Consider the following 25,841-nt stretch of genomic DNA (forward strand, 5'->3'; position numbering starts at 1 on the left):
GAAGTCGCTCACGCCGGCACCTCGCGGTCGCGCAGCGCCCTCGGGTCGATGACCTCGCGGATCAGCCGCAGCTCTTCGGGGGTGGGGTCCCGGGTGTACGGCACCTCGTCCGGGACCGTGAGCGCGAAGCCGGTCGCCTCGGCCACCTGCTCGACCGTGACCCCGGGGTGCAGGGAGCGCAGCCGCATCGTCCGGTCGGGCGTCCGGAAGTCGAGGACGCCCAGGTCGGTGACGACATCCGCGATGCGATGGTGGCGGGTCGCGGAGGGACCGGCCGCGGCGGCACGGTCGTGGCCGACGCCGCAGACCATGTCCACCCGCTCGACGAACACCCGTTTCGAGTGTCGCGGCACCCAGTAACTGGTCGGGTTGTTGAGGGTGTTGGCGGGGGCGCCACGTACGCCCAGCAGCTGCCTGGTGGGCCTCGCCCAGTCGCCGATGCAGGAGATGTTCTGGTTGCCGTACCGGTCGAGCTGGCTCGCGCCCATCATCACGTGCCTGCGCCCGGTCGCGACCAGCGCCAGGTGCTGCCGGAACGGCAGCCAGCCCTCGACCACCCCGGCCCTGGCACCGACCGCCGGGACGTCACCGATCAGCAGCGCCTCGCCGTCGGTCAGCAGCAGGTCGGGGGAGAAGGTCAGCTTCGCCAGCCGGGCCCCGATCGTCGGGACGGTGCCCATCGGGCCGGCCAGAACCTCCCCCGCCCCGCGCCAGACCTCGGCGCAGGCCAGCACGCAGTACTCGGCGCGCGTCGCCGTCGTCGCCGTACGGGCCTCACTCATCTGCCGCGACCTCCTCGTGGAACGCCGCCACCGCGGCCTGGTACGCGTCCTCGTCGCCGGACAGGAACCGCTCGCCGAAGGCCCGCCAGGCCTCCGGGTCGCGGGCGGCCCGCGCGTAGGCCCGCTGGAACGCCTCGTCACGGTCGTGGTCGGGGACGCAGGAGGTGAAGTGGGCGCCGTGCGGTGTCTCCACGACGCCGTTCACGAACGCGCGCTTGACCAGCAGCGTCTGTGGCCCGGCGGCCTTGAGCAGATCGGCGCTGTCCACGATCCGCTCGCAGGAGACGTACGCGGCGTCGGCGGCCTCGCAGAACAGGTCGTCGAAGTACGGGTCGGGGCCGAGGTACTGCGCGTTGCCATGTGCGTCCGCCCGGTTGAGGTGCACCAGCGCGGCGTCCAGGCGCAGGGCCGGGACCGCGACGAGCTCCTCGCCGTCCTCGTACGGCGAACGCACCGTCCGCAGGCGGGGGTTGACCCTCATCACATCGGATCCGAGACCGGCCCGGACCGGCATGAAGGGCAGCCGGTGCGCGGCGGCCGTCAGCCCCCACATGAACATGGCCTCGTCCAGCTCCACCAGTTCCAGCGCGCCCCGCTGCCGGGCCGCCGTGAAGTGCGGCTCCAGGGGGATGGAGTCGAGGGTGGCGAAGGCCGCGACCAGCGTGCGGATCCTGCCCGCGGCGGCCAGCAGCCCTACGTCGGGGCCGCCGTAGGAGACGACGGTCAGATCGGTGACGTCCGAGCGCAGCAGCGCCCGCACCAGCGCCATCGGCTTGCGCCGCGAACCCCAGCCGCCGATGCCGATCGTCATGCCGCTGTCCAGCCGGCCGACGACCTCTTCGGCGGTCATCGTCTTGTCCCTGCTCACGACCGCCGCTCCCGGTCCGTGCCGACGGATTCCCGGCCCTTGCCGACGGGTTCCTTGTCCTTGCCGAAGGTGTCGCGGACGCGGTCGGCGACACCGCTGAGATTGGCCTCGAAGGTGAAGCCCTGCTCGAACCGGTAGCTGCGGCGCACGTCGACCGGGTCGATGCCGTTGATCGCAGCCTTGGCAAGCCGGATCAGGGACCCGTCCTTGGCGGCGATCTCCCGGGCCAACTCCAGTGCGGCGGAGTGGAGTTGTGCGCGAGGGACCACCCGCCACACCGAGCCGTGCCGGTGCAGCTCCTCGGCGGTGACGGTGCGGGAGGTGTAGTACAGGGCCCGCATCAGGTGCTGGGGCACCAGCCGGGCGAGATGGGTGGCCGCGCCGAGGGCGCCACGGTCCAGCTCGGGCAGGCCGAACACCGCGTCGTCGGCGGCCACGATCGCGTCGGCGTTTCCGGCCAGCCCGATGCCGCCGCCCAGACAGAAGCCCTGTACGGCGGCGATCACCGGCACCTCGCAGTCGTACACGGCGGCGAACGCCTCGAAGCAGCCCCGGTTGGCCCCGACGAGGGCCTCGTACCCGGCCGTGCGCTGCATCTCCTTGATGTCGACACCGGCGTTGAAGCCGCGGCCCTCGGCGGTGAGCACCGCGCACCGGACCTTCGGGTCGGCGCCGGCGGCGCGCATGGCGGCGGCCAGTTGGTACCAGCCCTGCACGGGAAGGGCGTTGACCGGCGGGAAGTCCACGGTGACGACGGCGACGCCTTCTTCGGGGACGGAGGTGGAGACACCCATGAGCAGATCAGCTACCTTTCCACCAAACGTTTGTTAGGCGAGAAGGTAGCAGCGGAGCGCGTACTGCGGGAGGTGTCCTTTGGCGGCGGTCATCGATCTCACCGGACGCGTCACGGTCGTCACCGGCGGAACCCGAGGCGTCGGCGCCGGCATCGCCCGGGCGTTCCTGGATGCCGGCGCCGACGTCGTGACCTGCGCGCGCCGGCCCCCGGACGAGCCGGTCGAGGCGGCCGGCCGCACGGCTCGCTTCCTCCCCGTCGACCTGCGCGACGAGGACGCGGTCGGCGCCTTCTTCGAGCGGCTGCGAGGCGAGTACGGCCGCCTCGACACCCTCGTCAACAACGCCGGGGGCACCCCCTTCCGGATGCTCGGCGAGGGCGGAGCCGTACAGCACGCCCGGGTCGTGGGGCTGAACCTCCTCGCCCCCCTCACCGCGTCGCTCGCCGCGTACGAGGTGATGCGCGACCAGCGGAGCGGCGGCTCCATCGTGATGATCGGCAGCGTCAGCGGAACCCGCCCGTCACCGGGCACCGCGGCGTACGGCGCGGCCAAGGCCGGCCTGGACAGCCTGGCCCGCTCCATGGCCGTGGAATGGGCGCCCCGGGTGCGGGTCAACACGGTCGTCCCCGGCATGGTCCGCACCGAACTGGCGCACCTGCACTACGGGGACGAGGACGGCATCGCCGCCGTCGGCCGCACCGTTCCGCTCGGCCGCCTGGCCACGCCCGCCGACATCGGTGACGCCTGCGTCTTCCTCGCCTCCGACCGGGCCGGCTACATCAGCGGGGCGAGCCTGCACGTCCACGGCGGAGGGGAGCGCCCGGCGTTCCTCGACGCGGCCGGCGTCAACAAGTAGCAGGTCCTGCCAGATTCGACGAAAGGACTTTCCCCTCATGACCGGACTGTGCACCGGCCGCGTGGCCGTGATCACCGGTGCGGGCCGCGGCCTGGGCCGTGCCCACGCCCTCGCCTTCGCCGCCGACGGAGCCAAGGTGGTCGTCAACGACCTCGGTGTCGGTCTCGACGGCACGGGCGGGGCCGGCGGACCGGCTCAGCAGGTCGTGGACGAGATCCGCGCGCTCGGCGGCGAGGCGGTCGCGCACGGAGGCGACATCGCCACCACCGAAGGCGCGGCCTCCCTCGTGGCCACCGCCCTGGAGACCTACGGCCGCCTGGACACGCTGGTCAACAACGCCGGGTTCCTGCGGGACCGCATGCTCGTCAACCTCGACGAGGACGCCTGGGACGCGGTTGTCCGGGTCCACCTCAAGGGTCACTTCCTGCCGCTCAGGCACGCCGCCGCACACTGGCGCTCCGAGGCGAAGGCGGGCCGCATGCCCGAGGCCCGCGTGATCAACACCAGCTCCGGAGCGGGGCTGCTGGGCAGCGTCGGCCAGGGCAACTACTCCGCCGCCAAGGCCGGGATCGTCGGCCTGACTTTGGTCGCCGCCGCCGAACTGGGCCGCTACGGCGTCCAGGTCAACGCCATCGCCCCGGCCGCGCGGACCCGGATGACGGAGCGGACCTTCGCCGAGACCATGGCCGCCCCGCAGGACGGCGGTTTCGACACCATGGCTCCGGAGAACGTCTCCCCGCTCGTGGTCTGGCTCGGCTCCGCCGCCTCGGCCGGGGTCACGGGCCGGGTCTTCGAGTCCGAGGGCGGCCGCATCACCGTCATGGAGGGCTGGCACCCGGGGCCCACGACCGACAAGGGCGCCCGCTGGACCCCGACGGAGGCGGGCGAGGCAACCCTGAAACTACTGGCCGAGACGAAGCCCCCGCAGCCGGTGTACGGCGCACAGTAGCCCCCGACGGGCCGTCAGCGACCGTCCCGGCCGGGAAATGCAGAGTGCTCACCGGTGCCCGGCGAGGAAGTCCGCCATCGCCGCGACCAGTTCCGCAGATCCGGCCGCCGTCCAGTGATTCCCGGGCACCATGGCGCGGGTGGCGTGCGGCAGAACCCCGACCAGCTCGTCGGCCGAGGCGGCGCGTTCGTCGTCGGAGCCCACCGCGACGAGTGTCGGCACCTCGATCCGGCCGAGCTGCTCGGCCGGCGTGGCGACGAGGGAGTCCAGGACGTGCAGGAGCGCGACCGGGTCCGCGCCGGTCGAGCGGAGCCACCGTTCGGAGCGTTCTTCCGGCGATCCCGGCTCGAAGGTCCCCCAGCCGGTGAGGACCGGCCGCAGGGCCGTGCCCGCCCCGCCGCCGGTGCCGAGCACCTGGCGCAGGCCCTGGCCCGCGACCACGGCCCGGCCGGGTGCCGCGCCGCGCACCAGCATCCTCACCACGATGCGGGCGCCGAGCGAATATCCCCCGAGGTCGTACTCGTTCAGCCCGAGGTGCTCGACGAGAGCGAAGCCGTCATCGGCCAGTACGTCCGGAGGACAGGAGGCGGAGTCATGGGGCTTGGCGCTCCGGCCGTGCCCGCGGAAGTCCGGCATGATCACGCGGTGGCCGGCCGCCGCGAGCGCCTCGGCCTGGCCGTTGAGCAGCCACAGCGTCGCGTCTCCGGTGAAGCCGTGCAGCAGGACCAGCGGGCGCCCCTCACCCGTCTCCCGGTAGGCGAGGCGCACACCGTCACGGCCGGAGAAGAAGGACACGGCGGGATTCGGCATGTGCTGGAGCGTATACCGGGCAGATCGGCGGCTGTCACAGGTACCAGTCGGCTGCGGCGCACCGCCCCTGGAGGAGGTGCGCCGCATGTGCGATGGGGTCGGTGATGCCTAGCCCAGAGCGAAGTCGTCGGCGTAGACGTTGCCCTGGCCGTACCAGCCGTGGACGTAGACGGTGACGGTTCCGCTGCTGCCCGTGGTGAAGTTGACGGTCAGCCGGTTCCAACTCGTGTTGCTGGACCAGGTGCTGGCGCCGCCGCTGACCCCGACATAGGCGTAGGGGCCCTGGACCCAGCCGGTGAGCGTGTAGCTGTGGTTGGGGGACAGGGTGACGGTCTGGTCGCACTCGCCGGTGCTGCTGGAGCTCGGGGTGACCTGGAGGGCGTGGCTGCCGCTGTGGACCGGGACGGTCACCACCGTGCTGCCGCCCGTGCAGGTCCAAGGGCTGAGGCTGCCGGTTTCGAAGCCGGCGTTGGTCAGGGAGCCCCCGCCGCCTCCACCGCCGCTGGAGGTTACGGTGAGCGTGTAGGTCGCGCTGTGGCTGCCGCCGGCCGCGCTGCCGGTGACGGTGATCGGGTAGGTGCCCGCGGCCACGGCCGAGCCGGCCGTCGCCGTCAGCGTCGAGGTGCCGCCGGATGTCACGGACGCGGGGCTGAAGGAGATGCTGACGCCGGAGGGCGCGCCGGAGGCGGAGAGGCTGACGGATTCGGCGCTGCCCGAGGTGACGGCCGTGGCGACGGTCGCGGTCGCCGAGCCGCCCTGGGCGACCGAGGCGGAGCCCGGCGACAGGGACAAGGAGAAGTCACTCGTCGTACCTCCGCCGCCGCCCGCGCTCCCTTCGTACGGCACGAACGCGTCCGTGAACGCCAGGCTGTTCTGGCTGATCTCGCTGCACGTGGGCAGCGAGTTGGCGCTTCCGCCGCACGGCTGGTCCCGGTTGACGGACCAGAAGGCGAGCCGCCCGACGCCGTTCTGCGCGGCGAAGTTCTCCACGGTCCGGGCGTCGGCCAGGGTGAACGTAGAGCCGTCGTCGTTCTTGCCGATCATCGGGGTGATCCCGAGGTTGGCGTAGGTGTAACCGGAGTCGACGGACTGCATCTGCGCCAGCGTGGCCCTGGCCGCGTCGATCGCACCCTGGCCCATCTCGGTGCCCGTGCCGGCGTAGTAGTCCATGGCCATGACGTTGACCACGTCGATCCTGATGCCCGCGTTCTTCGCGGCTTTGAGGATGTTGACGCCGTCGTTGGTCAGGCCGCTGGTCAGTACCGGCAGGGTCATGGAGAACTGCAGGCCGGGGTTGGACGCCTTGAGGTCCTTCATCGCCTGCATCTGGCGGGCCGCGGCCGCGGTGTCCGCGACGGCGGCGCCCTCGACGTCGAAGTCGAGCCGGGTGACGCCGTAGTCGTTGATGAGGGCCTGGTACCCGGCGTCGATGCTGCTCTGGGTGGAGCAGGTCCAGGCGAGCGGTTCGCCGCTCGCCCCGCCGGAGGAGATGATGACCGAGGCGCCTTCGGACTTCGCCTTGGCCAACTCGGGGTCGGTGTAGGAGTCGTTGCCGATGGGGAGCGTGTCGCCCCAGATCTGGTTGCAGCCCTCGCCGAGCACGAACGCCGCGGTGTAGGCCTTGAGTTGGTGTCCGGTGATGGCGGTGTCGAGGAGTCCTTCCTGACTGTTGGACATGTCGACGTAGGGAGCCACGGAGTAGACGCTGCTCGCCGCCGCGGCGCTGCCGGCCGGTGCCAGGGCCGCGGCGGCGCCGGTGGCGGCGAGCGCGAGCGCGCAGGCGGAAGCCGCAAATCTTGCCAGGTGCATGACAGTGCCCCTTCTGGGGATGCCTCGGGCGTGGAGTGGTGGGGTGGTGCCGTGCGAGCCGAGTTGGTACATACCAAAGCGCCGGTGGGTCGCCTCGTCAAGAGGACTAGACCAACTCGTCCATCTGGATCTCCGGTGCCTGGGACTGCGTGCCGAGGGCGGTGAAAGCCGGTCGTGCGCGGGCCGTATTAGGCTGGGTGACCATCGAACCGGCGTGTCGACGACCGCGCCGGGCTGGAGCTTCAGGGAGTGACCGATGACCGTGGGAACCGAGCGGGCCGTCCTGGCGGGCGGTTGTTTCTGGGGCATGCAGGATCTGATCCGCAAGCAGCCCGGCGTGGTGTCCACACGCGTCGGCTACAGCGGCGGTGACACGCCGAACGCCACGTACCGCGACCACGGCGACCACGCCGAGGCCATCGAGATCGTCTTCGATCCCACGGTGACGAGCTACCGCGACATCCTGGAGTTCTTCTTCCAGATCCACGACCCGACCACGCGGGACCGCCAGGGCAACGACATCGGGCGCAGCTACCGGTCCGCCATCTTCTACGGCGACGAGGAGCAGCACCGCGTCGCCGTGGACACGATCGCGGACGTGGAGGCGAGCGGGCTGTGGCCGGGCAAGGTGGTCACGGAGGTGGAGCCCGTGGGCGACTTCTGGGAGGCGGAGCCCGAGCACCAGGACTACCTGGAGCGCTACCCCAACGGCTACACCTGCCACTTCCCGCGACCGAACTGGAAGCTGCCGAAGCGGGAGGCGTCCTCGACGGACTGACCTGGCCTCACGGCAGCGCCGTACACCGCCGGATCTCAGGACGGCCGGCGTCCGTCCTCGGGAGCCGGCGGCAGCGCGAGGTGGGCCAGGTCGCCCGGCCGGGGTGTGGTCACCGGCCACAGTGGAGCGGCTACCCCGTCGGCGAGCGCGGCAGGCGCGTCGGTGAGGTTCATCCGCTCGCGCAGCCGGCCGTAGAAGTCCATCGGGCCGAGCCGGACCGCCTTCAGCCGGCGCGGTGCGGCGTACACGCCGATCCAGTCCCCGGGGCTCAGCACACCGCGCAACTGGCCGTCGATGCTGACGGCGGCCTCGCCCGACCGATCGAGGATCCGCAGCGCGACGGGCTCGTCGGGGGCGGCCACGACCGAACGGTTGAACACCATGTGCGGGGCCACCGGCGTGAAGACCAGGCCCTCCGCGCGCGGCGAGACCACCGGCCCGCCGGCGGCGAAGCTGTACGCGGTGGAGCCCGTGGGCGTGGCCACCAGCAGCGCGTCGGCGGAGTAGCTGGCCAGGAGCCGGCCGGCCAGATAGACACCGACCGACACCTGCCGGTCCCTGGCGAGCTTCTCCACGACGACGTCGTTGAGCGCGGTGACGTTCAGCGCGACGCCCCACTCGCCGCCCGCCTCGCACTCCCCACGCACCCGGGGCGGCGGCAGCATCGGCCCGCGGCCGTACCGCAACAGCGCCTCCATCTGTGCGGGCACCTCCAGCCGGCAGGATGCCCGCATGGTGAGGAGCATCCGGCTCTCCACGGTGATCCGCTCGGACCGGACCGCGTCCAGCGCCTCGCGCACCGCCGAGGCCGGGACCTCGGTGAGAAAGCCGACACGGCCGAGGTCGACGCCGAGGACCAGGGCGTCGTTCTCGGCCGCCAGCCGTGCGCCGCGCAGAAAGGTGCCGTCCCCGCCGAGGGTGATGATGAGGTCGGGATCGCCCGCCGAGTCGACCTCCTCCCGGGCACTGTGCCGCGCCCCTTCCCGCCACACGTCGATGTCCGCGCACCCCACGGCGTGCTCCGCGCACCACTCGCGCACCACCCGCGCGGCGGCCACGGCCTCGGCACGGCCGCCGTGCACCACGAGGCCGACACGGTTCAACGTCATACCCACCTCCCAGCCGGCTGCTCCCGCTCGCCATCCTCACCGCGGACCGCTCCGACGCCGCACGCGCCACGCCGCCGACGTGGCTCCCTGGGCAGGCGTGCGGGGGAACGTGACTACGGCTGCTTACGCCGCCGGCGCCGTACCGCGGGACCGTGGGCAGCGGAGACGATCACGGGAGGTTCCGCGGCATGGGCGGTTCGCGGCGCTCCCTCGGCTGCCCATCGGCACGCGCACACGAGCGTCGCCGACATGGGTGCGTTCCTGGTCACGGCCCCGACACCGTGGATCTTCGCACCCCGCCCGGCCCGCGGCCGTGGGCCGGCGTTCGCGGTCGGTGCCCTGTTCCAGGCCGCGGCGCTCGGCGCCGCCTACCCCAGGTGCTCGGCCGGCCGGGAGCCCGGGGTGTGCCCGAAAGTGCGCCGGAAGACGTCGATGAACGCGCTGGCCGAGGACCAGCCGCACCGATGCGCCACCGTCGTGACCGGCGTTCGCTCCGCCAGCAGGACCAGGGCGTGGTGCAGCCGCAACTGGGTGCGCCACTGCGGGAACGTCATGCCGAGGTCGGCGCGGAACAGCCGGGAGAGGGTACGGTCGCTCGCCCCGACCTCCCGGCCCAGCTCGGCCAGGGTGCGGCCGTCGGCCGGGTCCGCGCGCAGGATCCTCGTCGAGCTGCTCGGTCACTCGTTCTGGAAGACCGCCTTGCTCACCTCGGCCGGGTTCTGGAATTCCTTCTTACCGAGGTGGGAGATGCGGTCGGTGATCTCCTTGGACGCATGGTTGTCCCTGGCGACCTTCTTGAGCTGCTCCGTGTCGGCCGGGTATTCGGCGCCGGACAGGGCTTTCTGCAGATCTGGGGGGCGGATACCCGCCATGGCTCCTCCAGACGGTGAGATGGTTCTGGGCCGTTCGCCGGCGCCGCATACTGCGCCGGGACCGCTCAGGTACCCATCGCCCGGCAGCGGAATCACGGATTCCGCCGGTCATGGCAGGCGGGAGTTCTCCCCGGTCATGGCGGCGCGAGGGACGGGTACTCGGGGTCTTGGGAACCGGCACGGACGCGAGGGGGAGGCCCGATGAGTGAGAGCACCCCTTCGCAGGCCGAGGGCGAGCGGGAGCCGGGCATGGCGGAGGACGAGCAGCCGCCGCGTACGACCCCGTCCCAGGCCGAGGGCGAGGACACCGCGGACGAGAATGCCGAGGAAGGCGACGAGTGAGGGAGACGCCATGAGCACGGCACACACCAGCGTCCCCGAGGTGCTGTACGCGCTGAAGGACGTGTCGTACCCGGCCGACAAGGAGCGCCTGGTCACGGCCGCGCGTGCGGCGGGTGCGTCGGAGGAGGTCGTCAAGGCCCTGCGCGGCATCCCCGCCGAGCAGTACACCGGCCGTGACGACGTGGCGAGATCGGTGCGGGTGGACCCGGACTCGGACCTCGACCGCACCGCTGCACAGCGCGCGGAACAGGCACGCGGGGGCGGCAAGCCCGGACTCTCCCAGCACTTGCGGGAGGAACCGAAGACACCGATCCAGGAGGAGTTCGACCGCTGAACCGTACGTACCGCCGGGCCCTTGCGAAGTGCCCTTCTTGACGGTCCGAAGCGCCCTTCTTGACGGTCCACTACGGCACTTCTAGCTTGAGTGGACACGTCTGGACAGGTAGGGCAGGTGGCTCGGCGATGACGCTTCCGCAGGACTCGCTCGGCAGCACCGGGGGCAGATCCGCCGGCCGTGCGATGCAGGTGGAGACGCACGGCCTCGACGTGATCGGGGACGCGGAGCGCAAGGGCACCCCGCGCACGCTCTTCTGGCCCTGGTTCGGCGCCAATGTCTCCGTCCTCGGCCTGAGTTACGGCGCCTTCGCGTTCGGCTTCGGGATCTCCTTCTGGCAGGCGCTCGCCGCCGGCGTGCTCGGCATCGTCGTCTCGTTCCTGCTGTGCGGGTTCATCGCGGTCGCCGGCAAGCGCGGCTCGGCGCCCACGATGGTGCTCAGCCGGGCGGCGTACGGTGTGCGCGGCAATCGGCTGCCCTCGGTGATCTCCTGGATGCTCACCGTCGGCTGGGAGACCGTCCTCACCGCGCTCGCCACGATGGCCACCGCGACCGTTTTCGCCCGCCTCGGCTGGGGCGGCGGTACCGAGACCAAGATCGCGGCCCTCGTGGTGGTGGCCGCGCTGACCGTCGTCGGCGGGGTCATGGGTTTCGACCTGATCATGCGGCTGCAGACGGCGATCACCGTGATCACCGGCGTCCTCACCGTCGTCTACGTCGCTCTCGTCGCCGGCCACATCCACTGGAGCACGGTGAGCGCCGTCCCGTCGGGTTCCGCGCAGGAGTTCATCGGCGCGCTGGTGTTCATGATGACCGGCTTCGGCCTGGGCTGGGTGAACGCCGCCGCCGACTACTCCCGCTATCTGCCCCGGAGTTCGTCCAGCCGCGGGGTGATCGGCTGGACCACCTTCGGCGCCTCGGTGGCCCCGCTGCTCCTGCTGGTCTTCGGCCTGCTGCTGGCCGGTTCCTCGCCGAAGCTGAGCAAGGCCATCGCCGTCGACCCGATCGGCGCGCTCACCACCATCCTGCCCACCTGGTTCCTGGTGCCGTTCGCCGTGGTCGCCGTCCTCGGCCTGGTCGGCGGCGCCGTCCTCGACATCTACTCCTCGGGCCTCGCCCTGCTCTCCGCCGGCCTGCCGGTGCCCCGCTATCTGGCGGCTTTCCTCGACGGCCTCCTGATGATCGCCGGCTCGGTGTACATCGTGTTCTTCGCCGGCGACTTCCTCGGCCAGTTCATGGGCTTCCTCACCACGCTCGGCGTCCCCATCGCGGCCTGGTGCGGCATCATCCTCGCCGATCTCGCCCTGCGCCGCCGCGACTACGACGACGGCGACCTCTACCGCCCGCACGGGCGCTACGGCGACGTCCCCCTGCCGCCCCTGCTCCTCACCCTCACCGCCACGGCCGTCGGCTGGGGCCTGGTCACCAACACCGCGGCGAGCTGGCTCACCTGGCAGGGCTACCTCCTCGGCCCGTTCGGTCTCGGCGGCAAGACCGGGGCCTGGGCGTACGCCAACCTCGGCGTCCTGGTGGCGCTGGCGCTCGCTTTCGTCGGCCACCTGCTGACGGGCCGGGCCCGGGTCCGCGCCCAGGAGGCGCAGGCACCGAGCTCCGTGACCGGCGAGGGGGTGCTCCACCCATGACCGCCGGACACCTCGCCGTCATCGACATGCAGCGCGTCTTCGCCGACCCGGCGAGCCCCTGGGCCACACCCCGGTACGCCGACGCGGTGGCGGGCGTGCGCAGCCTGCTGCCGGCCTTCGCCGACCGCGTCACCTTCACCCGCTTCCTGGCCCCCGGGGAACCGGCCGGGGCCTGGCGCGCCTACTACGACGCATGGCCCTTCGCCCTGCAGCCCCCGGACGCCGAACTCTGGCAGTTGTCCGACGAGTTCGCCGACCTGGCCGGCCACGTCGTGGACGCCACCACCTTCGGCAAGTGGACCCCGGAGCTCGCCGCCCGGGTCGGCCCGGACGACCGTCTGGTCCTGGCTGGTGTCAGCACCGAGTGCTGTGTGCTCTCCACCGCCCTCGCCGCCGCCGACGCCGGCACCGAAGTACTGGTGGTCGCGGACGCCTGCGCGGGCGTGGACGACGACTCCCACCTCACGGCCCTGCAGATCATGGACCTGTACCGGCCGCTGGTCCGGGTCACCACCGTCGACGACCTGCTCGCCGAGGCCGGGCCGTGACCGGCGTGCCACTGAAGCACCAGCGGATCAGCCGGATCCTCGCCCGGGAGATCCGCGACGGCGGCCGCCGAGCCGGTGAGCGGCTGCCCGGCGAACACGCCCTCGCCGAGCGGTTCGGCGTCAGCCGTACGACCATCCGCGCGGCCCTCGCCGAACTGTCCGAGGAGGGCCTGATCGCGACCCGCACGGGCAAGGGCTCGTACGTCGTCTTCGACGGCCGCCCGGCGGAGGACCGGCCCGGTTGGGCCCGCGCCCGCCTCGTGCGGCGCGTGGACACCACCGTGCGGACCCTCGCCGTAGGCGAGACGCACGACGGGGTCCTGGCTGCCGAACTCGGCCTGGAGAAGGACGAGTTCGTGTGCGTGGAGCGGACCCGGGAGCTGGTCGCGGACGGCACGGTGGTGTCGTACGAGCGCAGCCTTCTGCCGCCGGTGCCCGGGATCCGCGAGCTGCCCTCCCGGGGCCTCGGCCGGGCCTCGCTCACCGAGGTGCTGCTGCGGGCCGGGCTGCGGCCGGACCACGGGGAGCAGCGGGCGTTCGGACGGCCGCTGGACGCCCGCGAGGCGGAGCTGCTCGGGCGCGCGCCGGGGGAGTGGTTCCTGGTGACGCGGTGGACCGGCCGGGCCGCCGAGGGCCTCTTCGCCGGGCACGTCGTCACCCTGCTCGACGCCGCCTACTTCGAGCTGACCCTCGCCTTCGGCTGACGCTCCCGCGTCAGGTGCGCCCCGTCCCCCGGTAGAGGTCAAGCTCCCCGTCGAGTTCCACGGCGAGCACCCTGGCGTACTCGTCCACGTGCCCCGCCGCCGGCGCGTCCAGCCAGGTCACGCCCGGCACCTCGTGCAGCCCGCCCGTGACGCGGTGGCCCAGCTCGGCGCCCGTCCCGAGCACGCTCACCCTGCGCACCCGGTTGCGCAGCCCGCGCACGCACACCGTCTCGCGCGGGACGTCGAAGCACACGAGGTACAGCGTCCGCCGGTCGGCCGACAGGGTGCTCGGACCGTAGTGATGTCCCGGTGGCAGGCCGGCCACCGTGCCGTACACGGCCTCGGCGTGCCGGCCGATCCACGCCCCGAGCCCCGCCAGGCGCTCCGCCTGCTCCGCGGGGATCGTGCCGTCCTCGCGCGGGCCCACGTCGAGCAGCAGGTTGCCGCCCGCGCCGATCGTCTCCGTGAAGTAACGCACCAACTGGCGCACCGACTTGTGGTTGTGGTCCCGGTGCTGGAAACCCCAGGAGTCCTTGACGGTCAGGCACAACTCCCAGGGTCCGTCGGGCGCCTGGAGCGGCACGCCCTGTTCCGGGGTGGCGTAGTCGCCGTGGCTCAGCATGCGCGCGTTGAGGACCGTTTCCGGGTTGCCGGCCAGGATCCGCGCGGCCAGGGCGTCCAGGCCCCACTGCTCCTCGGTGCGCTCCCATTCGCCGTCGAACCAGAGCAGATCCGGCCGGAACCGCTCCACCAGCTCCCCGACCTGACCGTCCCGGTGGGCGAGGAACCGCGCCCAGGCCGCCGGATCCTCCTCGCCGGGCCGGGCGTGCGCCAGGGGGTTCGGGGGATTCTCGTCCGGGTCGGGGTGCCGCACGCTCGCGTAGTCGGGGTGATTCCAGTCCGAATGGGAGTAGTAGAGACCCACCCGCAGGCCGCGTTCGCGCAGCGCGTCGGCGTATCCGGCGATCAGGTCGCGCCCCGCCGGTGTGCGGCGCACCACGTTCAGACCGCCGTGGGCGCTGTCCCACAGGGCCACACCGTCGTGATGGCGCGCGGTGAGCACGGCGTACCGGGCACCGGCACGGGCGAACAGGTCGGCCCAGGCACGCGGGTCGTAGCGGGACGCGGTGAAGCCGTCCAGCTGCTTCATGTACTGCTCGTGGGACACCTGTCCGGTGCAGAACGACCAGGACTCCGGGACCCCGTCCACCGCGTAGATGCCCCAGTGGACGAAGATCCCAGCTTGGCGTCCCGGAACCATGGCTGCATCGGCATGCGGCCACGCTAGGCCCTGTCGTCAAACTCCCTCCCCCAGCATTCGGCCGGGCGGTGCCCCCAGCCCCGCGACGCCATGCACGCTCCCCCAAAGGGGGCACCCCCACTCGCCGCACCGGGCCCGGGCCCAAGTACGCCCAGTACGAGGGCCAGGGCCCGGCACTCCCCCAGCCTTCGGCCGGGGGGACCCCCAGAGCACGCACCTACTGCATACATCAGCCGCTCCGCGGCGGGCGCGAGGCCCGCCCTCCGGGCGGACGGCGGGAGTTTGACGACAGGACCTAGAGCCGGGCGACCCGCACGGGCGACGATCGCCCCTGCCCGCGCATTTTCACCGCACCCGGGGACCACCGGAGCCGGGTCGTCACCGGATCTCCCGCCGATCCTCACGCATGTCCCGCGGCCCACCGGGTACGCGAGGCGAAGCACGCCCGGGGGCGCGGTTCCGCCCCCGCCTGTACGACCGTCGCTACCTGGGGATCTGCCATGGAGACACCCGCACACAACGACCTGCCGACACCGGCCCAGCAGGCGCTGGACGCGCTGACCGTGAACGCCGAGGACCAGGCCGCGCTGGACGTCCTCGCCCACAGTGACGTGCTCGTCCCCGTGCCGGACGACGCGGTCGACGGGGAGGGCGCCGACGCCACGACCGTGGCCCTGCCCGTCCTGGAACAGCCCGGAGGCGATCCGGTCGTCCCCGTCTTCACCACGGAGGGCGAAATGGCCGAGCTCCTGCCCTTCGTCTCCCGCTACCGCCTCATACCCCTCGGCGCCCTGGCCTCCCAATGGCCCGACGAGGACCTCTCCCTGGCCATAGACGGCAACTCCACCCACGCCCTGACGCTCACCTCACAGGGGGTGCGCACGCTGCTGGCCCGCTGATGAAGCGCCCCGAAGGGCCGTGGGGAACGGCGCGAGACACCGCCGACGACCCGCACCCGCGCAGGAAAGCGATCAGCCCACCGCCATGGGCGACAAAAATGGGCCCATGGAATACATCGCCGGCGCGGCAGGGGCACTGGTCCTGGTGCTGGTCCTGACCAGCATTCTCCGCACCCTCGTGGTCCCCCGGGGCCTCTACTCCGTGCTGGTCTTCCGCCTCTGGTGGGCCCTGCGCCGAATCCTCCGGGTCACCGCCGTCCGCAAGGACTACGCATCCATCGACCGCGCACAGACCTGGCTGGCCCCGCTGATGCTCATCGGCATGCTCGCCACCTGGCTCGCCGGTGCGCTGCTCGGCTTCGGCCTCCTGCTGTACTCGCTGTCCCCGCTGTCCTGGACCACCTCGTTCCGGGAGGCGGGGTCCAGCCTGTTCACGCTCGGCTTCGCCGGCGGCGCCCGGCTGAAGCTGTCGGTGCTCGACTTCGTCGCCGCGGCCACCGGACCGGTCGTGATCGCGCTGCAGATCGCCTATCTGCCCACCCTGTACGCCGCCTACAACCGCCGCGAACTGGAGGTCACCCTGCTCCAGGCACGGGCCGGCGAGCCCGCCTGGGGGCCGGAGATCCTCGCCCGGCAGTGGCTGGTCGACACCGAGACCGCGCTGCCGACGCTGTACCGCGCCTGGGAACGCCTCGCCTCGGACATGGGCGAGAGCCACTCGACCTACCCCGTCCTGCTGACCTTCCGCTCCCCGCGCCCGCACCGCAGCTGGCTGGTCGGTCTCGTCGCGGTGATGGACGCGGCCGCGATGCAGCTGGCCCTGGCCCCGCGGCTCGCCCCGCCGGAGGCCCGGCTGGTGCTGCGGGCCGGCTTCACCGCCCTGCGCGACATCGCCCGCGCGCTGCGCATCCCCTTCGACACCGACCCGTCGCCGGACACGGCCATCAGGCTCACCTTCGCCGAGTTCGACGCGGCCGTGGCCATGCTGGAGTCGGCCGGGTTCCGGGCCGAGCGCCCGCCTAAGGAGGCCTGGCCGCACTTCCGGGGCTGGCGGGTCAACTACGAGGCGATCGCCTACGAACTGTGCCGGCGCTGCGACGCCGTACCCGCTCTGTGGACCGGTCCCCGCGACTTCCCCGGTGGGCCGATCCCGCCCGACCGCCCGGCGGACCGCCGGCCGGGCGCAGGACGGCCGGAACTGCCCCCCGCCGCCGGGTAGTCCCCGCCCGACACGGGAAGATCCCCAGCGAGAACAGGTCCGGACGCATGTCGAAGGAGCCGATGGTCGTGAGGGTCGTCCTGCTGGGCACCGCCGCCGGTGGTGGCTTCCCGCAGTGGAACTGCGCCTGCTCGCTGTGTACGGCGGCAAGGGACGGCAAGCTGCCCTCCCGGACCCAGGAGTGCGCGGCCGTCACCGGCAACGGCCGCGACTGGTGGCTGCTGAACGCCTCGCCCGACCTGCGCACCCAGCTCGCCGCCACACCGGCGCTACGGCCGGGACCCGGCCCCCGGGACACCCCGCTCCGCGGCGTCCTGCTCACCGACGCCGAGGCCGACCACGTCACCGGCCTCGCCGACCTGCGCGGCGCGGCGGGTTTGAAGGTCTACGCGGCCCCGCCGGTCCGCACCGTGCTGGCCCCCGCCCGGGCGGCCCTGGACCGCTATGCCCCCTGGGAGTGGCCGGACAGCCTGGCCGACGGCGGGTTCGTGCTGGCCGGCGGGCTGGTGGTCACGGCCCATCCGGTGGGTGTGAAGATCCCGAAGTATGTGCCGGTGCAGGCGCCGGGACCGGCCGGCCCGTGGGTGACGGCGTACCGGGTGGAATCACTGGCCAGCGGGGGAGTGCTGGTGTACGCGCCCTGTGTGGGCGCCTGGAGTCCGGCGCTGGACGACCTGTGCGCCGAGGCCGACTGCGTGCTGCTGGACGGCACCTTCTACGCGGCCGACGAGATGGGCACGGCGGTGCGGTCCGGCGCCGGGCAGGCCGCCATGGGGCACCTGCCGGTCACCGGACCGGACGGCAGCCTCGCCGCCCTGGCCCGGCATCCGGGCGCACGCCGGATCTACACCCACCTCAACAACACGAACCCGCTGCTCGACCCCGCCTCACCGGCACGCGCGCGTGTCGCCGAGGAGGGCGTCGAGGTCCTGCCCGACGGGGCCGAGCTGGTGCTCTAGTGATCCTGCCCGGCGTTCCAGCGCTCCTCCCCGGTCAGCATGCGCTCGAGCACTTCGCGCTGCAGCGGCAGCACCTCGGCGTGCCGCGCGCGGCCCTTGGGGGTCAGTGCCACCCACACCCCGCGCCGGTCCTCCGCGCACACCGAGCGCTCCACCAGCCCGTCCTTCTCCAGCCGGCCGATCAGCCGGGACAGTGCGCTCTGGCTGAGATGGACCCGGCCGACCAGGTTCTGCACCCGGCACTGGTCGCCCTCCGCGGGCGACTCGGTCGCCAGGATGTCCAGCACCTCGAAGTCGCTGGCGCCCAGCCCGTGCGGGTGCAGGGCCCGGTCGATCTCGCACATCGTGCGCGCGTGCACGGCGAGGATGTCCCGCCACCGTTCCTCGAGCCGGGCCTCGGCCGTCTTGACTGCCATACCCGCACCGTAGCACCGATCCAGCCAATCGTTGAGTGTGCAACTAGTGCGGGTGTGAGCGGAGGTGGCGGTGCTCAGGCGGCCGGGTCCTGGAGCAGGCCGATCAGGTTGCCGTCGGGGTCCTTCACGGAGGCGATCAGCCGGCCGTTGCCGACGTCCCGCACGTCCTGGACCACCTCGGCGCCCGCCGCGAGCAGGGCCGCGAGCCGCTCCCGGAGGTCGGTGACGTGCCAGAACGGCACCGGCCCGGTCAGGCCCTGAGCGTGCCCGTTCGGGTCGAGGCCGATGTCCTGTCCCTCGGCCTTGAAGCCGACGTAGTAGGGCTGGTCCGCGTACGGCTCGACACCCAGCAGGGCGGTGAACAGGGCCTTGGCACGGTCCTTGTCCTTGACGGGGTAGATGATCGTCTGCACGCCGGCGGTCATGGGACTCTCCTTCTGAGGTGCGTGGCCCGACGGGTTTTCCGCCGGTGCACCTCACGCTAGGACCGAGGAGCCCGCTCCGGCTTCTTCGATTCTGACCGGTTGCGGGCTCCCCGGTGGCCCTATTCGTTGTGCAGCACCTCGGCGACGGTGAGGCGGGCGGCGCGCCGCGCGGGGACCAGCGCGCCGACCACGGCGATCACCAGACCCGCCAGCGCCAGTTCCGCCAGTTTCGGCACGTGCCAGACGTCCGTCATGTACGACGGCAGGGTGATGTCGATCCCCGCGGCCATCCGTGGGACGACCACCTCGTAGGCGGCGATGCCCAGCGGGACGCCCAGCACCGACCCGATCGCGCCGAGCACCGCCATCGACGTCACCGTCATCACCGTCACCTGGCGCGGGGTCATGCCGATCGACTTCAGCATGCCGAGGTCGCGGCGCCGGTCATGGGTGTTGAGCACGGCCGTGTTGAAGACGCCGAGGGAGGCGACCAGGGCCAGCATCAGGGTGAGGGCGGTCGCCGAGTCGATGATGGTCTCGGCGCCGCTGCTCGGTCCGGTCAGTTGGGTACTGAGCCCCTTGTCGACGGCTCGGGCGGCGCGGGCGTACGCCGTCCCGTCCGCGCCCTTGCGCAGTTTGACGTGGTAGGCGAACGCCTTTCCGTCCGGGACCAGTGCGGTGAACGTCGGCCAGGTGCCGGCGACCACCCGGTCGTTCTGCTGCATCAGCTCGCCGACCACGGTGACCTCCTCCGCACGGCCGCTCCTGCGCAGCCGGAGATGGTCTCCGATGCGCACCCCGTTACGGCGCAGGAAGGCCGAGCCGACCACGACCTCTCCCGGACGGTGCATCCAGCGGCCCCGGACGAGCACATCGTCCAGGGACAGGTCCGGCCCGCGCCTGCCCTCGAAGATGACCCTCTGTGTGGACCCCTCGAGCCGCGCGTCCTCGTCCCCCCGGGCCGTCACCCGTGCGGCACCCGGCAACGAGCCCAGCAGCGACTGGAGTTCGCGGTCGCCGTGGACCGGCAGCACCTGCTTGCCATGGACGTAGCTGCTTGCGTAAACCGTGACGTCGTACGCATCCCTGCCGCCTCCGAAGAGGGTCATCGTCGTCGCCAGACCCGTCGCGAACGTCACGGTGGTCACGCCCAGGACCACCGCGGCCAGCGTGAGCGCACTGCGCGCGGGCCTGGCGAACGGCAGCCCCACCCCGAGGCTCACCGACCGGGGCAACCGCAGCCCCGCGAGCCGCCGTTGGACGCCGAGCGCCCGCCCGGTACGCGGTGCGCTGCCCGCGCTGATCGCCCGCGCCGCCGACAGCCGCTGGGCGCGCATGGACGGGCCGAGCGCGGCCAGCACACAGACCAGCGGCATGCCGAACAGGGCCAGCCCGTTCACCCAGGGAGCGATGCCGATCCTGTCGTGCAGCACCCCTGAGTCGGGCCCCGTGAACACGAACTGGAAGAACGGCTTGGCCAACAGGTTGCCGACGAGCGTGCCGAGTGCGCAGCCCAGTACGGCCGGTACGGAGACCATCACGAGATAGACGCCCAGCTCCTGCCCCGGAGTGAACCCGAGGGCCTTGAGGATGCCGATGTGCCGGAAGCCGGAGACCACGGCACCGCCGACGACGTTGGCGACGATCAGCACCGCCACCAGGACGCCGAGGATGCCGAACGCCATGAGGTACGGCGCGTACGCGCGCGCGTTGCTGCCGATCCGTTGCTTGAGCGTCAGATAGCTCTGCGATCCACTCAGCGAGCCCTTGGGCAGCGCCTCGGTCACCCGGGCCAGCCCCGCGCTCAGCGCACTCTGCGAGGACGCGTCCCGGAACCGGTACAACATTTGCGTGGTGTGCGGGTGCAGGGCCGTGATCTGGTCCGGGGCGACCCACACGTCCGCCGTGTCGCTCAGATCGAAGGCGAATCCGACGATGGTGAGGGTCGGCCCGGACGGCAGCCGGAATTTCTTGCCGATGTCGTCGCCGGTCCAGTCGGACTGGCGGTTGAGGACCATCTCGCCCGGCCGGGTCGGCCACCGGCCCGCCCACAGGTCCACCCGGTCCACCGCGCCGCCGGGTCCGGGACGACCGACGACCGTGACCTCGCCGCCGAGACCCAGGTCCTCCGCGTCGCGCGGAACGTCCACCGTCGCCTGCGGGAACGGACCGGCCGTCGCCTCCACTCCCGGCTGCCTGGCAGCTCGTTCCAGCTGCGCGTCCGACACCCTGCCCGGGTCGAACTCGGCAACCACATGCGGCCCGTGCTGCTTGCCGAAGACATGGTCGAACGGCGCCGAAGCCGCGTCCACCAACCCCAGCGCGACCACGATCGACCCCGTCGACACCAGCGTGACCAGCCAGATCACCAGCGTCTGCAGGATCCGCCGACGCACCGCCGCCCGCGCGGCCTTCCACACCGCTCTCATACCGACGGCTCCAGGGTGTGCTCACCGGTCACCCGGCCGTCGGCCAGCTGCACCAGCCGGCTCGCACAGCGCTGCGCGAGCCGCTCGTCGTGCGTGACGATGACCAGAGTCTGGCCGATCTGGTTCAGGTCGATCAGCAGGTCCATCACCTGCTCCCCGGCCCGGCTGTCCAGCGCGCCGGTCGGCTCGTCCGCCAGCAGCAGCGCGGGCCGGTTCATCAACGCCCGTGCCACGGCCACCCGTTGCCGCTCACCGCCGCTGAGCACCGCGGGGTAGGCATTGCGGCGGTCCGCGATGCCCAGCTCCTCGAACAGCTCCAGTGCCCGCCGCCGGGCCTGCCGGGCCGGGGTGCCGGTCAACTGGGCGGCCAGCGCCACATTGTCGAGCGCCGACAGATCGTCGATGAGGTTGAAGAACTGGAAGATCATGCCGATCCGGCGCCGCCGGTACAGCGCAAGCCGCTTCTCGCCCAGCTCCCCGACGCTCTCGCCGTGGACGACGACACGGCCGGCCGTCGGCCGGTCAAGGCCGGCGATCATGTTGAGCAACGTGGACTTGCCGCACCCCGAGGGGCCCATCACCGCGACCGCCTCCCCGGCCCGGATCCCCAGCGACACCCCGTCGAGTGCGACCGTCTCGCCGTACTCCTTGCGCACACCGTCGAGCCGTACGACGGTGTCTCCCGTTCTCACCTCAGTGACCATGGCCAGGACGCTAGACGCGCGACGCCGTCCCCGGCATCCCTCCCCGGATGGCACTCCGCCCCCGGACTCATCCTCCGGATGCAGAGGGCTGAATCCCCAGGTCGACGCCGATGTCAGTGCCGTCTGCGACCATGAACGGCATGGGGGAGTACGACGTGCTGACGGCGGCGCTCGCGGTGGCGTGCGCGGCCGTCCTCGGGCTGACGGTGGCGCTGGTGCGCACCCGGCGCCGCTGGCAGGCGGCGGTCGGGGAGCGCGGCTGGCTGCTGGAGCGCGAGCGGGAGAGCGCCACGGAGGCCGCGATCGCGGGCGAACGCGACCGGATCGCCCGCGAGTTGCACGACATCGTCAGTCACAACGTCAGCCTCATGGTCGTCCAGGCGAGCGCTGCCCGCGAGGTGCTGGCCACGATGCCGGACGAGGCGGCGACGGCCCTCAGGGCCGTCGAGGACGCCGGCCGGGGCGCGATGACCGACCTCAGACATCTGCTGGGACTGCTGGCCCCCGCACAGGACGGCACCGACGGCGCCCCCGACCCGGGACCGCGCGCGGACGCGGCGAGCACACCCCTCGCCCCGCAGCCCGGCCTCGACCGGCTCGGCCCGCTCGTGGACCGGATATCCTTCGCCGGGCTCCCGGTCGAGGTCCGCATATCCGGCGAGCCGCGCCCGCTGCCACAGGGCATCGACGTGACCGCGTACCGGATCATCCAGGAGGCCCTGACCAATGCGCTCCGACACGGCGACGGCGGCTCGGCGGAGGTGACCGTGCGGTACGCGGACCACGCCCTGCGCGTCGAGGTCCTCAACACCGGCCCCAGCGTGCTGACCGGCACCGCCCGGGCGACCCCGAGACCGAGGTCCGCCGGCACCGGCCGAGGCCTGATCGGCCTGCGCGAGCGGGTCGCCGTCTACGGCGGTGACTTGGACGCCCGACGCAGACTCGGCGGCGGCTATCGCGTCCGCGCCCGCATACCCCTGGACCGCCCGTGACGGCGGACACGCCCGAGCGCGCGCCCCGCGTCCTGATCGCCGACGACCAGAGGTTGATCCGCACCGGCTTCCGGCTGATCCTCACCGCCCGCGGCATCGAGGTGGTCGGCGAGGCCGCCGACGGCGCCGAGGCGGTGTCCGCGGCGCGGGAACTGCGCCCGGACGTGGTCCTCATGGACATCCGCATGCCGGCCATGGACGGTCTGGAGGCCACCCGCCGAATCCTGGCGCAGAACCCGGACTGCCGTGTGCTCATGCTGACCACGTTCGACCTGGACCGGTATGTGTACGAGGCCATCTCCCTCGGGGCCAGCGGCTTCCTGCTCAAGGACGTCACCCCGGAGCACCTGGCGGCGGCCGTACGACTCGTCGGCACCGGCGACGCCCTCCTCGCCCCGCAGATCACCCGGCGCCTGGTGCAGCGGTACGCGGCCGAGACGGAGCACACTCCAGATGCCGTACCCGCCGACCTGGCCACGCTCACACCCCGCGAACGGGAGGTGCTGACGCTGCTGGGCCGCGGCCTGTCCAACACGGAACTGGCCACCGAGCTGACCCTGAGCGAGGCCACGGTCAAGTCCCACGTGGCGCGGATCTTCGCCAAGCTGGGCCTGCGCGACCGCGCCCAGGCAGTGGTCCTCGCCTATGAGACGGGGCTGGTTCGCCCCGGGGCGCGGTAGCGCCGAAGGGGCGCGGGGAACTGCGCGACCAGCCACGACGGCGCTGCAGACGCACGACGGCGCAGCGCGGCACCCCAGTGGGCGTTTCCGCTCAAGCCGACTCCCGCCGCACCAACTCCGTAGGAAGAATCACCGCCGCCGGATCCTCCCCGCCGATCTGCGCGAGCAGCACCCGCACCATCTCGTTGCTGATCCGGTCCCACGGCCGCCGGATCGTGGTGAGCTGAGGAGTCGCGGCCGTAGCCGCAGGCGAGTCGTCGAAGCCTCCGACAGCGATGTCATCCGGCACCCCCTTCCCGGCCCGGCGCAGCGCCGCCGGCACGCCCTGCGCCATCAGGTCGGAGGCGACGAACACCGCGTCCATGTCCGGGGCCTGCGCCAGCAGCCGCTCCGCGCCCGCCTCACCGCTCGCCCGGCTGTAGTCCCCGGAGACGATCAGGCTCTCGTCGACCCCGATGCCCGCCTCGGCCAGCACCTCCTGGTATCCGGCGAGCCGCTCCACGCCACCGGGGTGTCCAGCGGACCGGTGACCACACCGATCCGCCGCCGGCCCAGCGACAGCAGATGCCGGACCATGTCCCGGGCCCCGTCCCGGTCGTCCGCGGCCACGTAACTCACCTTGGAGCCGAGGCCGATCGGTTTGCCGCAGACGACGAGCGGCACGCCCGCCTCCCGCAGCTCCTCTGCGACCGGATCGCCCGAGTGGCTGGACACCAGCAGCACCCCGTCGACGTGACCGGCGGTGATGTACCGAGTGATGGGCCGCCGTTCGTCCTCGGTGCCCGCCAGCATCAGCAACAGTGGCACGTCGTGCGCGGCCAGCGCCTGCGTGCAGCCACGCAGCAGGACGTTGGCCCCCTTGACCCCGTATGACTTCGGGCTTGCGGTGCTGGTCACTGACAGACCCCGAAGGCATGCTTCTTCATGTCGGCGACCGTGGCGTCCTGCATCTTGGTCAGGGCGGCGGCGAAGTCCGACTTGTTCTTGGCGGCGGCGCCGAACGCGTCGGACGCCACCTCCGACAACGGCTACGAGAACGAGGCCCTGTTCGGCTACGACGACAAGGCGCTCTCCTCCATGACGTGGTTCAGCCACCGCTGAGCCACCGGTGACGGGCCCGGCCGTAAGGGGCGGTGGGGCCTTCGCCGATTTTCCGGGGCCATATGCACCCGCTCACTCGTACGGCCGTTCGGTACCGGACAACGGCCGCCGAGTCCCGGACGTGCCGGAGTCGGCCGCGCGACAGTGGGAACACTGCGTACGAGGAGGTCGGGGACGGAGGCGGACGGATGATGGGAACTCCCTCGGGCCGGATGCGGCAGTCGATCCTGGAATGGCTCAAGGACCCCGCGGCCCACTTTCCGGCGCCCCGTCGCCGCGACCTCGCCGAGACGGGAGTCACCGCGCGCGCCGTCGCCGCCAAGCTGGGCGTGCCCCGCCGGACCGCCGTCGCCCACCTGGACTTCCTCACCCGCCTCGGCCTGCTGCGCACCCGCCGCAGCTACCGGGGCACCTGCTACCGGCGCGACGAGATCCGCATCGCGGAGGTGGCCCGGGTTTTCGAGAAGGGGTGGTGAGGGGACGACACAGTCGGAATGGGCCGACCGACCGCGAAGGGCACGCGCATGGACCGACCCACGGCACTGGTCCCGCTCCACTACGTCTCCCTGGGCGCCCGCGGCCCCGAGGACGTCGTCGTCGACGCGCACGGGCGCGTGCTGACCGGAGTGGAGGACGGCCGGATCCTGCGCGTCCACCATCCCGGCGACCGGCGCACTGCCCGCGTGGAGGTGCTGGCCGAGACCGGCGGCCGTCCACTCGGACTCGAACTCCTCCCGGACGGCGGCCTGCTGGTGTGCGACGCGGAGCGTGGACTGCTGCGCGTCGATCCCGGCGAAGGCGCCGCCGGCACCGTCCGCGTGCTCGCCGGCTCCGCGGCGGGGGAGCGGCTCCGCTTCTGCAGCAACGTCGTCGCCCTGCCCGACGGCACCGTGTACTTCACCGTCTCCAGCCGCCGCTACCCACTCGACCAGTGGATCGGCGACATCGTCGAGCACACCGGCACCGGACGGCTGCTGCGCCTGCCGCCCGAGGGCGGTGAGCCCGAAGTCCTGCTGGACGGGCTGCAGTTCGCCAACGGCCTGGCGGTGAGCGCCGACGGCGACTTCCTGGTGATCGCCGAGACCGGCGCCTGCCGCCTCACCCGCTACCACCTCACCGGTCCGCGCGCCGGCCACGCCGACCTCTTCGCCACGCTGCCCGGCATGCCGGACAACCTCTGGCGCGAGGGCCCCGACGGCCCGCTCTGGGTCGCGCTCGCCGGTCCCCGGGTTCCGCCGCTGGACCTTCTGCACCGCACGCCGCCCGCGGTGCGCGGCGCCGCCGCCCGGGCCGCCGTACACGCGCCGTACCGTCCGAGCGGGACGATCGGGGTGATGGCCCTCGACGACAGCGGACGGACGGTCCGGCACCTCACCCGCCGCCGCTCCGGCTTCCGCATGGTCACCAGCGTCTGCGCGAGCGGGGACCACCTCGTCCTCGGCAGCCTGTGGGAGTCCGGTGTCGCGGTCTGCGCACGGACCTCGGCCCGCTGACACGGCGGTACTCTGGTGCCCGGCCGTGATCACCCGTCGGGGCAGGCCGAACAGGAGACGCACCC

Annotated in this window: 27 protein-coding genes and 3 pseudogenes; 16 read left to right on the top strand and 14 right to left on the bottom strand. The window is 72.4% G+C overall.

Annotated features, from left to right (window positions below; genetic code table 11):
- Positions 1-8 precede the first annotated feature (8 nt).
- Genes ACWCQS_RS36930 through ACWCQS_RS36940 form a run of 3 tightly spaced genes read right to left on the bottom strand, consistent with a single transcriptional unit; the run spans position 9 to position 2,444 of the window.
- Positions 9-782 (bottom strand): CoA-transferase subunit beta, encoded by a 774-nt coding sequence (locus ACWCQS_RS36930; protein ID WP_451008530.1) that lies wholly within the window; start codon positions 780-782, stop codon positions 9-11.
- On the bottom strand, positions 775-1,632 hold the full coding sequence (locus tag ACWCQS_RS36935; RefSeq protein ID WP_451008595.1) for a CoA transferase subunit A: 858 nt from the start codon (positions 1,630-1,632) through the stop codon (positions 775-777). Before ACWCQS_RS36935 ends, ACWCQS_RS36930 begins: the two co-directional genes overlap by 8 nt.
- 14 nt (positions 1,633-1,646) lie before the next feature.
- Positions 1,647-2,444, bottom strand: coding sequence for an enoyl-CoA hydratase family protein (locus tag ACWCQS_RS36940; RefSeq protein ID WP_451008531.1), 798 nt, complete (start codon positions 2,442-2,444; stop codon positions 1,647-1,649).
- A gap of 79 nt (positions 2,445-2,523) precedes the next feature.
- Here ACWCQS_RS36940 and ACWCQS_RS36945 point away from each other — a divergent pair, with 79 nt between their 5' ends.
- Both ACWCQS_RS36945 and ACWCQS_RS36950 read left to right on the top strand, forming a co-directional pair.
- The gene (locus ACWCQS_RS36945; protein WP_451008532.1) at positions 2,524-3,300 is read left to right on the top strand and encodes an SDR family oxidoreductase; all 777 of its coding nucleotides are present in this window, start codon (positions 2,524-2,526) and stop codon (positions 3,298-3,300) included.
- A 37-nt stretch (positions 3,301-3,337) separates the two neighbouring features.
- Positions 3,338-4,249, top strand: a complete 912-nt coding sequence (locus ACWCQS_RS36950; protein WP_451008533.1) for an SDR family oxidoreductase — start codon at positions 3,338-3,340, stop codon at positions 4,247-4,249.
- 48 nt (positions 4,250-4,297) lie between these two features.
- Here ACWCQS_RS36950 and ACWCQS_RS36955 read toward each other — a convergent pair whose 3' ends face one another.
- The gene (locus ACWCQS_RS36955; protein WP_451008534.1) at positions 4,298-5,059 is read right to left on the bottom strand and encodes an alpha/beta fold hydrolase; all 762 of its coding nucleotides are present in this window, start codon (positions 5,057-5,059) and stop codon (positions 4,298-4,300) included.
- 108 nt (positions 5,060-5,167) lie between these two features.
- A complete protein-coding gene (locus tag ACWCQS_RS36960; RefSeq protein ID WP_451008535.1) occupies positions 5,168-6,868 on the bottom strand; it encodes a carbohydrate binding domain-containing protein in 1,701 nt (566 codons plus the stop codon).
- 256 nt (positions 6,869-7,124) lie between these two features.
- On the opposite strand from ACWCQS_RS36960, the gene msrA reads away from it, so the two are divergent.
- Positions 7,125-7,646 (top strand): peptide-methionine (S)-S-oxide reductase MsrA, encoded by a 522-nt coding sequence (gene msrA, locus ACWCQS_RS36965; protein WP_451008536.1) that lies wholly within the window; start codon positions 7,125-7,127, stop codon positions 7,644-7,646.
- A gap of 35 nt (positions 7,647-7,681) precedes the next feature.
- Here msrA and ACWCQS_RS36970 read toward each other — a convergent pair whose 3' ends face one another.
- The 3 genes and pseudogenes from ACWCQS_RS36970 to ACWCQS_RS36980 all read right to left on the bottom strand — a co-directional run bounded on the left by ACWCQS_RS36970 (position 7,682) and on the right by ACWCQS_RS36980 (position 9,627).
- The gene (locus tag ACWCQS_RS36970; protein ID WP_451008537.1) at positions 7,682-8,755 is read right to left on the bottom strand and encodes an NAD(+)/NADH kinase; all 1,074 of its coding nucleotides are present in this window, start codon (positions 8,753-8,755) and stop codon (positions 7,682-7,684) included.
- Positions 8,756-9,123: 368 nt separating this feature from the next.
- Positions 9,124-9,414, bottom strand: a pseudogene (locus ACWCQS_RS36975) (helix-turn-helix transcriptional regulator); the annotation flags it as partial.
- 18 nt (positions 9,415-9,432) lie between these two features.
- A complete protein-coding gene (locus ACWCQS_RS36980; RefSeq protein WP_366487164.1) occupies positions 9,433-9,627 on the bottom strand; it encodes a DUF2795 domain-containing protein in 195 nt (64 codons plus the stop codon).
- Between the two features lie 201 nt (positions 9,628-9,828).
- Here ACWCQS_RS36980 and ACWCQS_RS36985 point away from each other — a divergent pair, with 201 nt between their 5' ends.
- From ACWCQS_RS36985 to ACWCQS_RS37005, 5 genes are all read left to right on the top strand, one after another.
- Positions 9,829-9,969, top strand: coding sequence for a hypothetical protein (locus ACWCQS_RS36985; RefSeq protein WP_451008538.1), 141 nt, complete (start codon positions 9,829-9,831; stop codon positions 9,967-9,969).
- Positions 9,970-9,979: 10 nt separating this feature from the next.
- Complete coding sequence (locus ACWCQS_RS36990) at positions 9,980-10,303, top strand: DUF2795 domain-containing protein (RefSeq protein WP_451008539.1); 324 nt, start codon at positions 9,980-9,982, stop codon at positions 10,301-10,303.
- Between the two features lie 128 nt (positions 10,304-10,431).
- Positions 10,432-11,946 (top strand): purine-cytosine permease family protein, encoded by a 1,515-nt coding sequence (locus ACWCQS_RS36995; protein ID WP_451008540.1) that lies wholly within the window; start codon positions 10,432-10,434, stop codon positions 11,944-11,946.
- Positions 11,943-12,494, top strand: coding sequence for a cysteine hydrolase family protein (locus ACWCQS_RS37000; protein WP_451008541.1), 552 nt, complete (start codon positions 11,943-11,945; stop codon positions 12,492-12,494). Before ACWCQS_RS36995 ends, ACWCQS_RS37000 begins: the two co-directional genes overlap by 4 nt.
- 5 nt (positions 12,495-12,499) lie before the next feature.
- Positions 12,500-13,198 carry a GntR family transcriptional regulator gene (locus tag ACWCQS_RS37005; protein WP_451008542.1) on the top strand — a complete coding sequence of 233 codons (699 nt, stop codon included), beginning with the start codon at positions 12,500-12,502 and terminating at the stop codon, positions 13,196-13,198.
- A 10-nt stretch (positions 13,199-13,208) separates the two neighbouring features.
- Here the strand turns inward: ACWCQS_RS37005 and ACWCQS_RS37010 are convergent.
- Positions 13,209-14,473: pseudogene (locus ACWCQS_RS37010) on the bottom strand (alpha-L-fucosidase).
- A 486-nt stretch (positions 14,474-14,959) separates the two neighbouring features.
- Between ACWCQS_RS37010 and ACWCQS_RS37015 the strand changes: the two are divergent.
- From ACWCQS_RS37015 to pqqB, 3 genes are all read left to right on the top strand, one after another.
- A complete protein-coding gene (locus ACWCQS_RS37015; RefSeq protein ID WP_450670467.1) occupies positions 14,960-15,358 on the top strand; it encodes an SseB family protein in 399 nt (132 codons plus the stop codon).
- A 106-nt stretch (positions 15,359-15,464) separates the two neighbouring features.
- Positions 15,465-16,577 (top strand): hypothetical protein, encoded by a 1,113-nt coding sequence (locus ACWCQS_RS37020; protein WP_451008543.1) that lies wholly within the window; start codon positions 15,465-15,467, stop codon positions 16,575-16,577.
- A 47-nt stretch (positions 16,578-16,624) separates the two neighbouring features.
- Positions 16,625-17,536, top strand: a complete 912-nt coding sequence (gene pqqB / locus ACWCQS_RS37025) for a pyrroloquinoline quinone biosynthesis protein PqqB (RefSeq protein ID WP_451008544.1) — start codon at positions 16,625-16,627, stop codon at positions 17,534-17,536.
- Here pqqB and ACWCQS_RS37030 read toward each other — a convergent pair.
- The 4 genes from ACWCQS_RS37030 to ACWCQS_RS37045 form a co-directional block, all read right to left on the bottom strand.
- Positions 17,533-17,952, bottom strand: coding sequence for a MarR family winged helix-turn-helix transcriptional regulator (locus tag ACWCQS_RS37030; protein WP_451008545.1), 420 nt, complete (start codon positions 17,950-17,952; stop codon positions 17,533-17,535). The genes pqqB and ACWCQS_RS37030 overlap by 4 nt on opposite strands.
- A gap of 74 nt (positions 17,953-18,026) precedes the next feature.
- Positions 18,027-18,377 (bottom strand): VOC family protein, encoded by a 351-nt coding sequence (locus tag ACWCQS_RS37035; RefSeq protein ID WP_388628574.1) that lies wholly within the window; start codon positions 18,375-18,377, stop codon positions 18,027-18,029.
- 119 nt (positions 18,378-18,496) lie between these two features.
- A complete protein-coding gene (locus tag ACWCQS_RS37040) occupies positions 18,497-20,806 on the bottom strand; it encodes an FtsX-like permease family protein (protein ID WP_451008546.1) in 2,310 nt (769 codons plus the stop codon).
- On the bottom strand, positions 20,803-21,510 hold the full coding sequence (locus tag ACWCQS_RS37045) for an ABC transporter ATP-binding protein (protein WP_451008547.1): 708 nt from the start codon (positions 21,508-21,510) through the stop codon (positions 20,803-20,805). Before ACWCQS_RS37045 ends, ACWCQS_RS37040 begins: the two co-directional genes overlap by 4 nt.
- 140 nt (positions 21,511-21,650) lie before the next feature.
- Between ACWCQS_RS37045 and ACWCQS_RS37050 the strand changes: the two genes are divergently transcribed.
- Together ACWCQS_RS37050 and ACWCQS_RS37055 are read left to right on the top strand one after the other, a co-directional pair.
- A complete protein-coding gene (locus ACWCQS_RS37050; RefSeq protein ID WP_451008548.1) occupies positions 21,651-22,502 on the top strand; it encodes a sensor histidine kinase in 852 nt (283 codons plus the stop codon).
- Positions 22,499-23,182 carry a response regulator gene (locus tag ACWCQS_RS37055; protein ID WP_451008549.1) on the top strand — a complete coding sequence of 228 codons (684 nt, stop codon included), beginning with the start codon at positions 22,499-22,501 and terminating at the stop codon, positions 23,180-23,182. The genes ACWCQS_RS37050 and ACWCQS_RS37055 overlap by 4 nt, the downstream gene beginning before the upstream one ends.
- A gap of 91 nt (positions 23,183-23,273) precedes the next feature.
- On the opposite strand, the pseudogene ACWCQS_RS37060 reads toward ACWCQS_RS37055, so the two are convergent.
- A pseudogene (locus ACWCQS_RS37060) lies at positions 23,274-24,037 on the bottom strand (LacI family DNA-binding transcriptional regulator); the annotation flags it as partial.
- 69 nt (positions 24,038-24,106) lie between these two features.
- Between ACWCQS_RS37060 and ACWCQS_RS37065 the strand changes: the two are divergent.
- From ACWCQS_RS37065 to ACWCQS_RS37075, 3 genes are all read left to right on the top strand, one after another.
- Positions 24,107-24,283 carry a hypothetical protein gene (locus ACWCQS_RS37065; protein WP_451008598.1) on the top strand — a complete coding sequence of 59 codons (177 nt, stop codon included), beginning with the start codon at positions 24,107-24,109 and terminating at the stop codon, positions 24,281-24,283.
- Between the two features lie 188 nt (positions 24,284-24,471).
- On the top strand, positions 24,472-24,759 hold the full coding sequence (locus tag ACWCQS_RS37070; protein WP_451008550.1) for an ArsR family transcriptional regulator: 288 nt from the start codon (positions 24,472-24,474) through the stop codon (positions 24,757-24,759).
- 48 nt (positions 24,760-24,807) lie between these two features.
- Positions 24,808-25,776 (top strand): SMP-30/gluconolactonase/LRE family protein, encoded by a 969-nt coding sequence (locus ACWCQS_RS37075; protein WP_451008551.1) that lies wholly within the window; start codon positions 24,808-24,810, stop codon positions 25,774-25,776.
- Positions 25,777-25,841 lie beyond the last annotated feature (65 nt).

It is taken from the genome of Streptomyces sp. NPDC002076 (genome assembly GCF_053593835.1).

Excerpts from the sequence above, each read along its gene's own strand:
- ACWCQS_RS36930 (WP_451008530.1), bottom strand. The coding sequence starts at position 782 with ATGAGTGAGGCCCGTACGGCGACGACGGCGACGCGCGCCGAGTACTGC.
- ACWCQS_RS36935 (WP_451008595.1), bottom strand. The coding sequence starts at position 1,632 with ATGACCGCCGAAGAGGTCGTCGGCCGGCTGGACAGCGGCATGACGATC.
- ACWCQS_RS36940 (WP_451008531.1), bottom strand. The coding sequence starts at position 2,444 with ATGGGTGTCTCCACCTCCGTCCCCGAAGAAGGCGTCGCCGTCGTCACC.
- ACWCQS_RS36950 (WP_451008533.1), top strand. The coding sequence starts at position 3,338 with ATGACCGGACTGTGCACCGGCCGCGTGGCCGTGATCACCGGTGCGGGC.
- ACWCQS_RS36955 (WP_451008534.1), bottom strand. The coding sequence starts at position 5,059 with ATGCCGAATCCCGCCGTGTCCTTCTTCTCCGGCCGTGACGGTGTGCGC.
- ACWCQS_RS36960 (WP_451008535.1), bottom strand. The coding sequence starts at position 6,868 with ATGCACCTGGCAAGATTTGCGGCTTCCGCCTGCGCGCTCGCGCTCGCC.
- msrA (WP_451008536.1), top strand. The coding sequence starts at position 7,125 with ATGACCGTGGGAACCGAGCGGGCCGTCCTGGCGGGCGGTTGTTTCTGG.
- ACWCQS_RS36970 (WP_451008537.1), bottom strand. The coding sequence starts at position 8,755 with ATGACGTTGAACCGTGTCGGCCTCGTGGTGCACGGCGGCCGTGCCGAG.
- ACWCQS_RS36980 (WP_366487164.1), bottom strand. The coding sequence starts at position 9,627 with ATGGCGGGTATCCGCCCCCCAGATCTGCAGAAAGCCCTGTCCGGCGCC.
- ACWCQS_RS36985 (WP_451008538.1), top strand. The coding sequence starts at position 9,829 with ATGAGTGAGAGCACCCCTTCGCAGGCCGAGGGCGAGCGGGAGCCGGGC.
- ACWCQS_RS36990 (WP_451008539.1), top strand. The coding sequence starts at position 9,980 with ATGAGCACGGCACACACCAGCGTCCCCGAGGTGCTGTACGCGCTGAAG.
- ACWCQS_RS36995 (WP_451008540.1), top strand. The coding sequence starts at position 10,432 with ATGACGCTTCCGCAGGACTCGCTCGGCAGCACCGGGGGCAGATCCGCC.
- ACWCQS_RS37000 (WP_451008541.1), top strand. The coding sequence starts at position 11,943 with ATGACCGCCGGACACCTCGCCGTCATCGACATGCAGCGCGTCTTCGCC.
- ACWCQS_RS37015 (WP_450670467.1), top strand. The coding sequence starts at position 14,960 with ATGGAGACACCCGCACACAACGACCTGCCGACACCGGCCCAGCAGGCG.
- ACWCQS_RS37020 (WP_451008543.1), top strand. The coding sequence starts at position 15,465 with ATGGAATACATCGCCGGCGCGGCAGGGGCACTGGTCCTGGTGCTGGTC.
- pqqB (WP_451008544.1), top strand. The coding sequence starts at position 16,625 with ATGTCGAAGGAGCCGATGGTCGTGAGGGTCGTCCTGCTGGGCACCGCC.
- ACWCQS_RS37030 (WP_451008545.1), bottom strand. The coding sequence starts at position 17,952 with ATGGCAGTCAAGACGGCCGAGGCCCGGCTCGAGGAACGGTGGCGGGAC.
- ACWCQS_RS37035 (WP_388628574.1), bottom strand. The coding sequence starts at position 18,377 with ATGACCGCCGGCGTGCAGACGATCATCTACCCCGTCAAGGACAAGGAC.
- ACWCQS_RS37040 (WP_451008546.1), bottom strand. The coding sequence starts at position 20,806 with ATGAGAGCGGTGTGGAAGGCCGCGCGGGCGGCGGTGCGTCGGCGGATC.
- ACWCQS_RS37045 (WP_451008547.1), bottom strand. The coding sequence starts at position 21,510 with ATGGTCACTGAGGTGAGAACGGGAGACACCGTCGTACGGCTCGACGGT.
- ACWCQS_RS37050 (WP_451008548.1), top strand. The coding sequence starts at position 21,651 with ATGGGGGAGTACGACGTGCTGACGGCGGCGCTCGCGGTGGCGTGCGCG.
- ACWCQS_RS37065 (WP_451008598.1), top strand. The coding sequence starts at position 24,107 with ATGTCGGCGACCGTGGCGTCCTGCATCTTGGTCAGGGCGGCGGCGAAG.
- ACWCQS_RS37070 (WP_451008550.1), top strand. The coding sequence starts at position 24,472 with ATGATGGGAACTCCCTCGGGCCGGATGCGGCAGTCGATCCTGGAATGG.
- ACWCQS_RS37075 (WP_451008551.1), top strand. The coding sequence starts at position 24,808 with ATGGACCGACCCACGGCACTGGTCCCGCTCCACTACGTCTCCCTGGGC.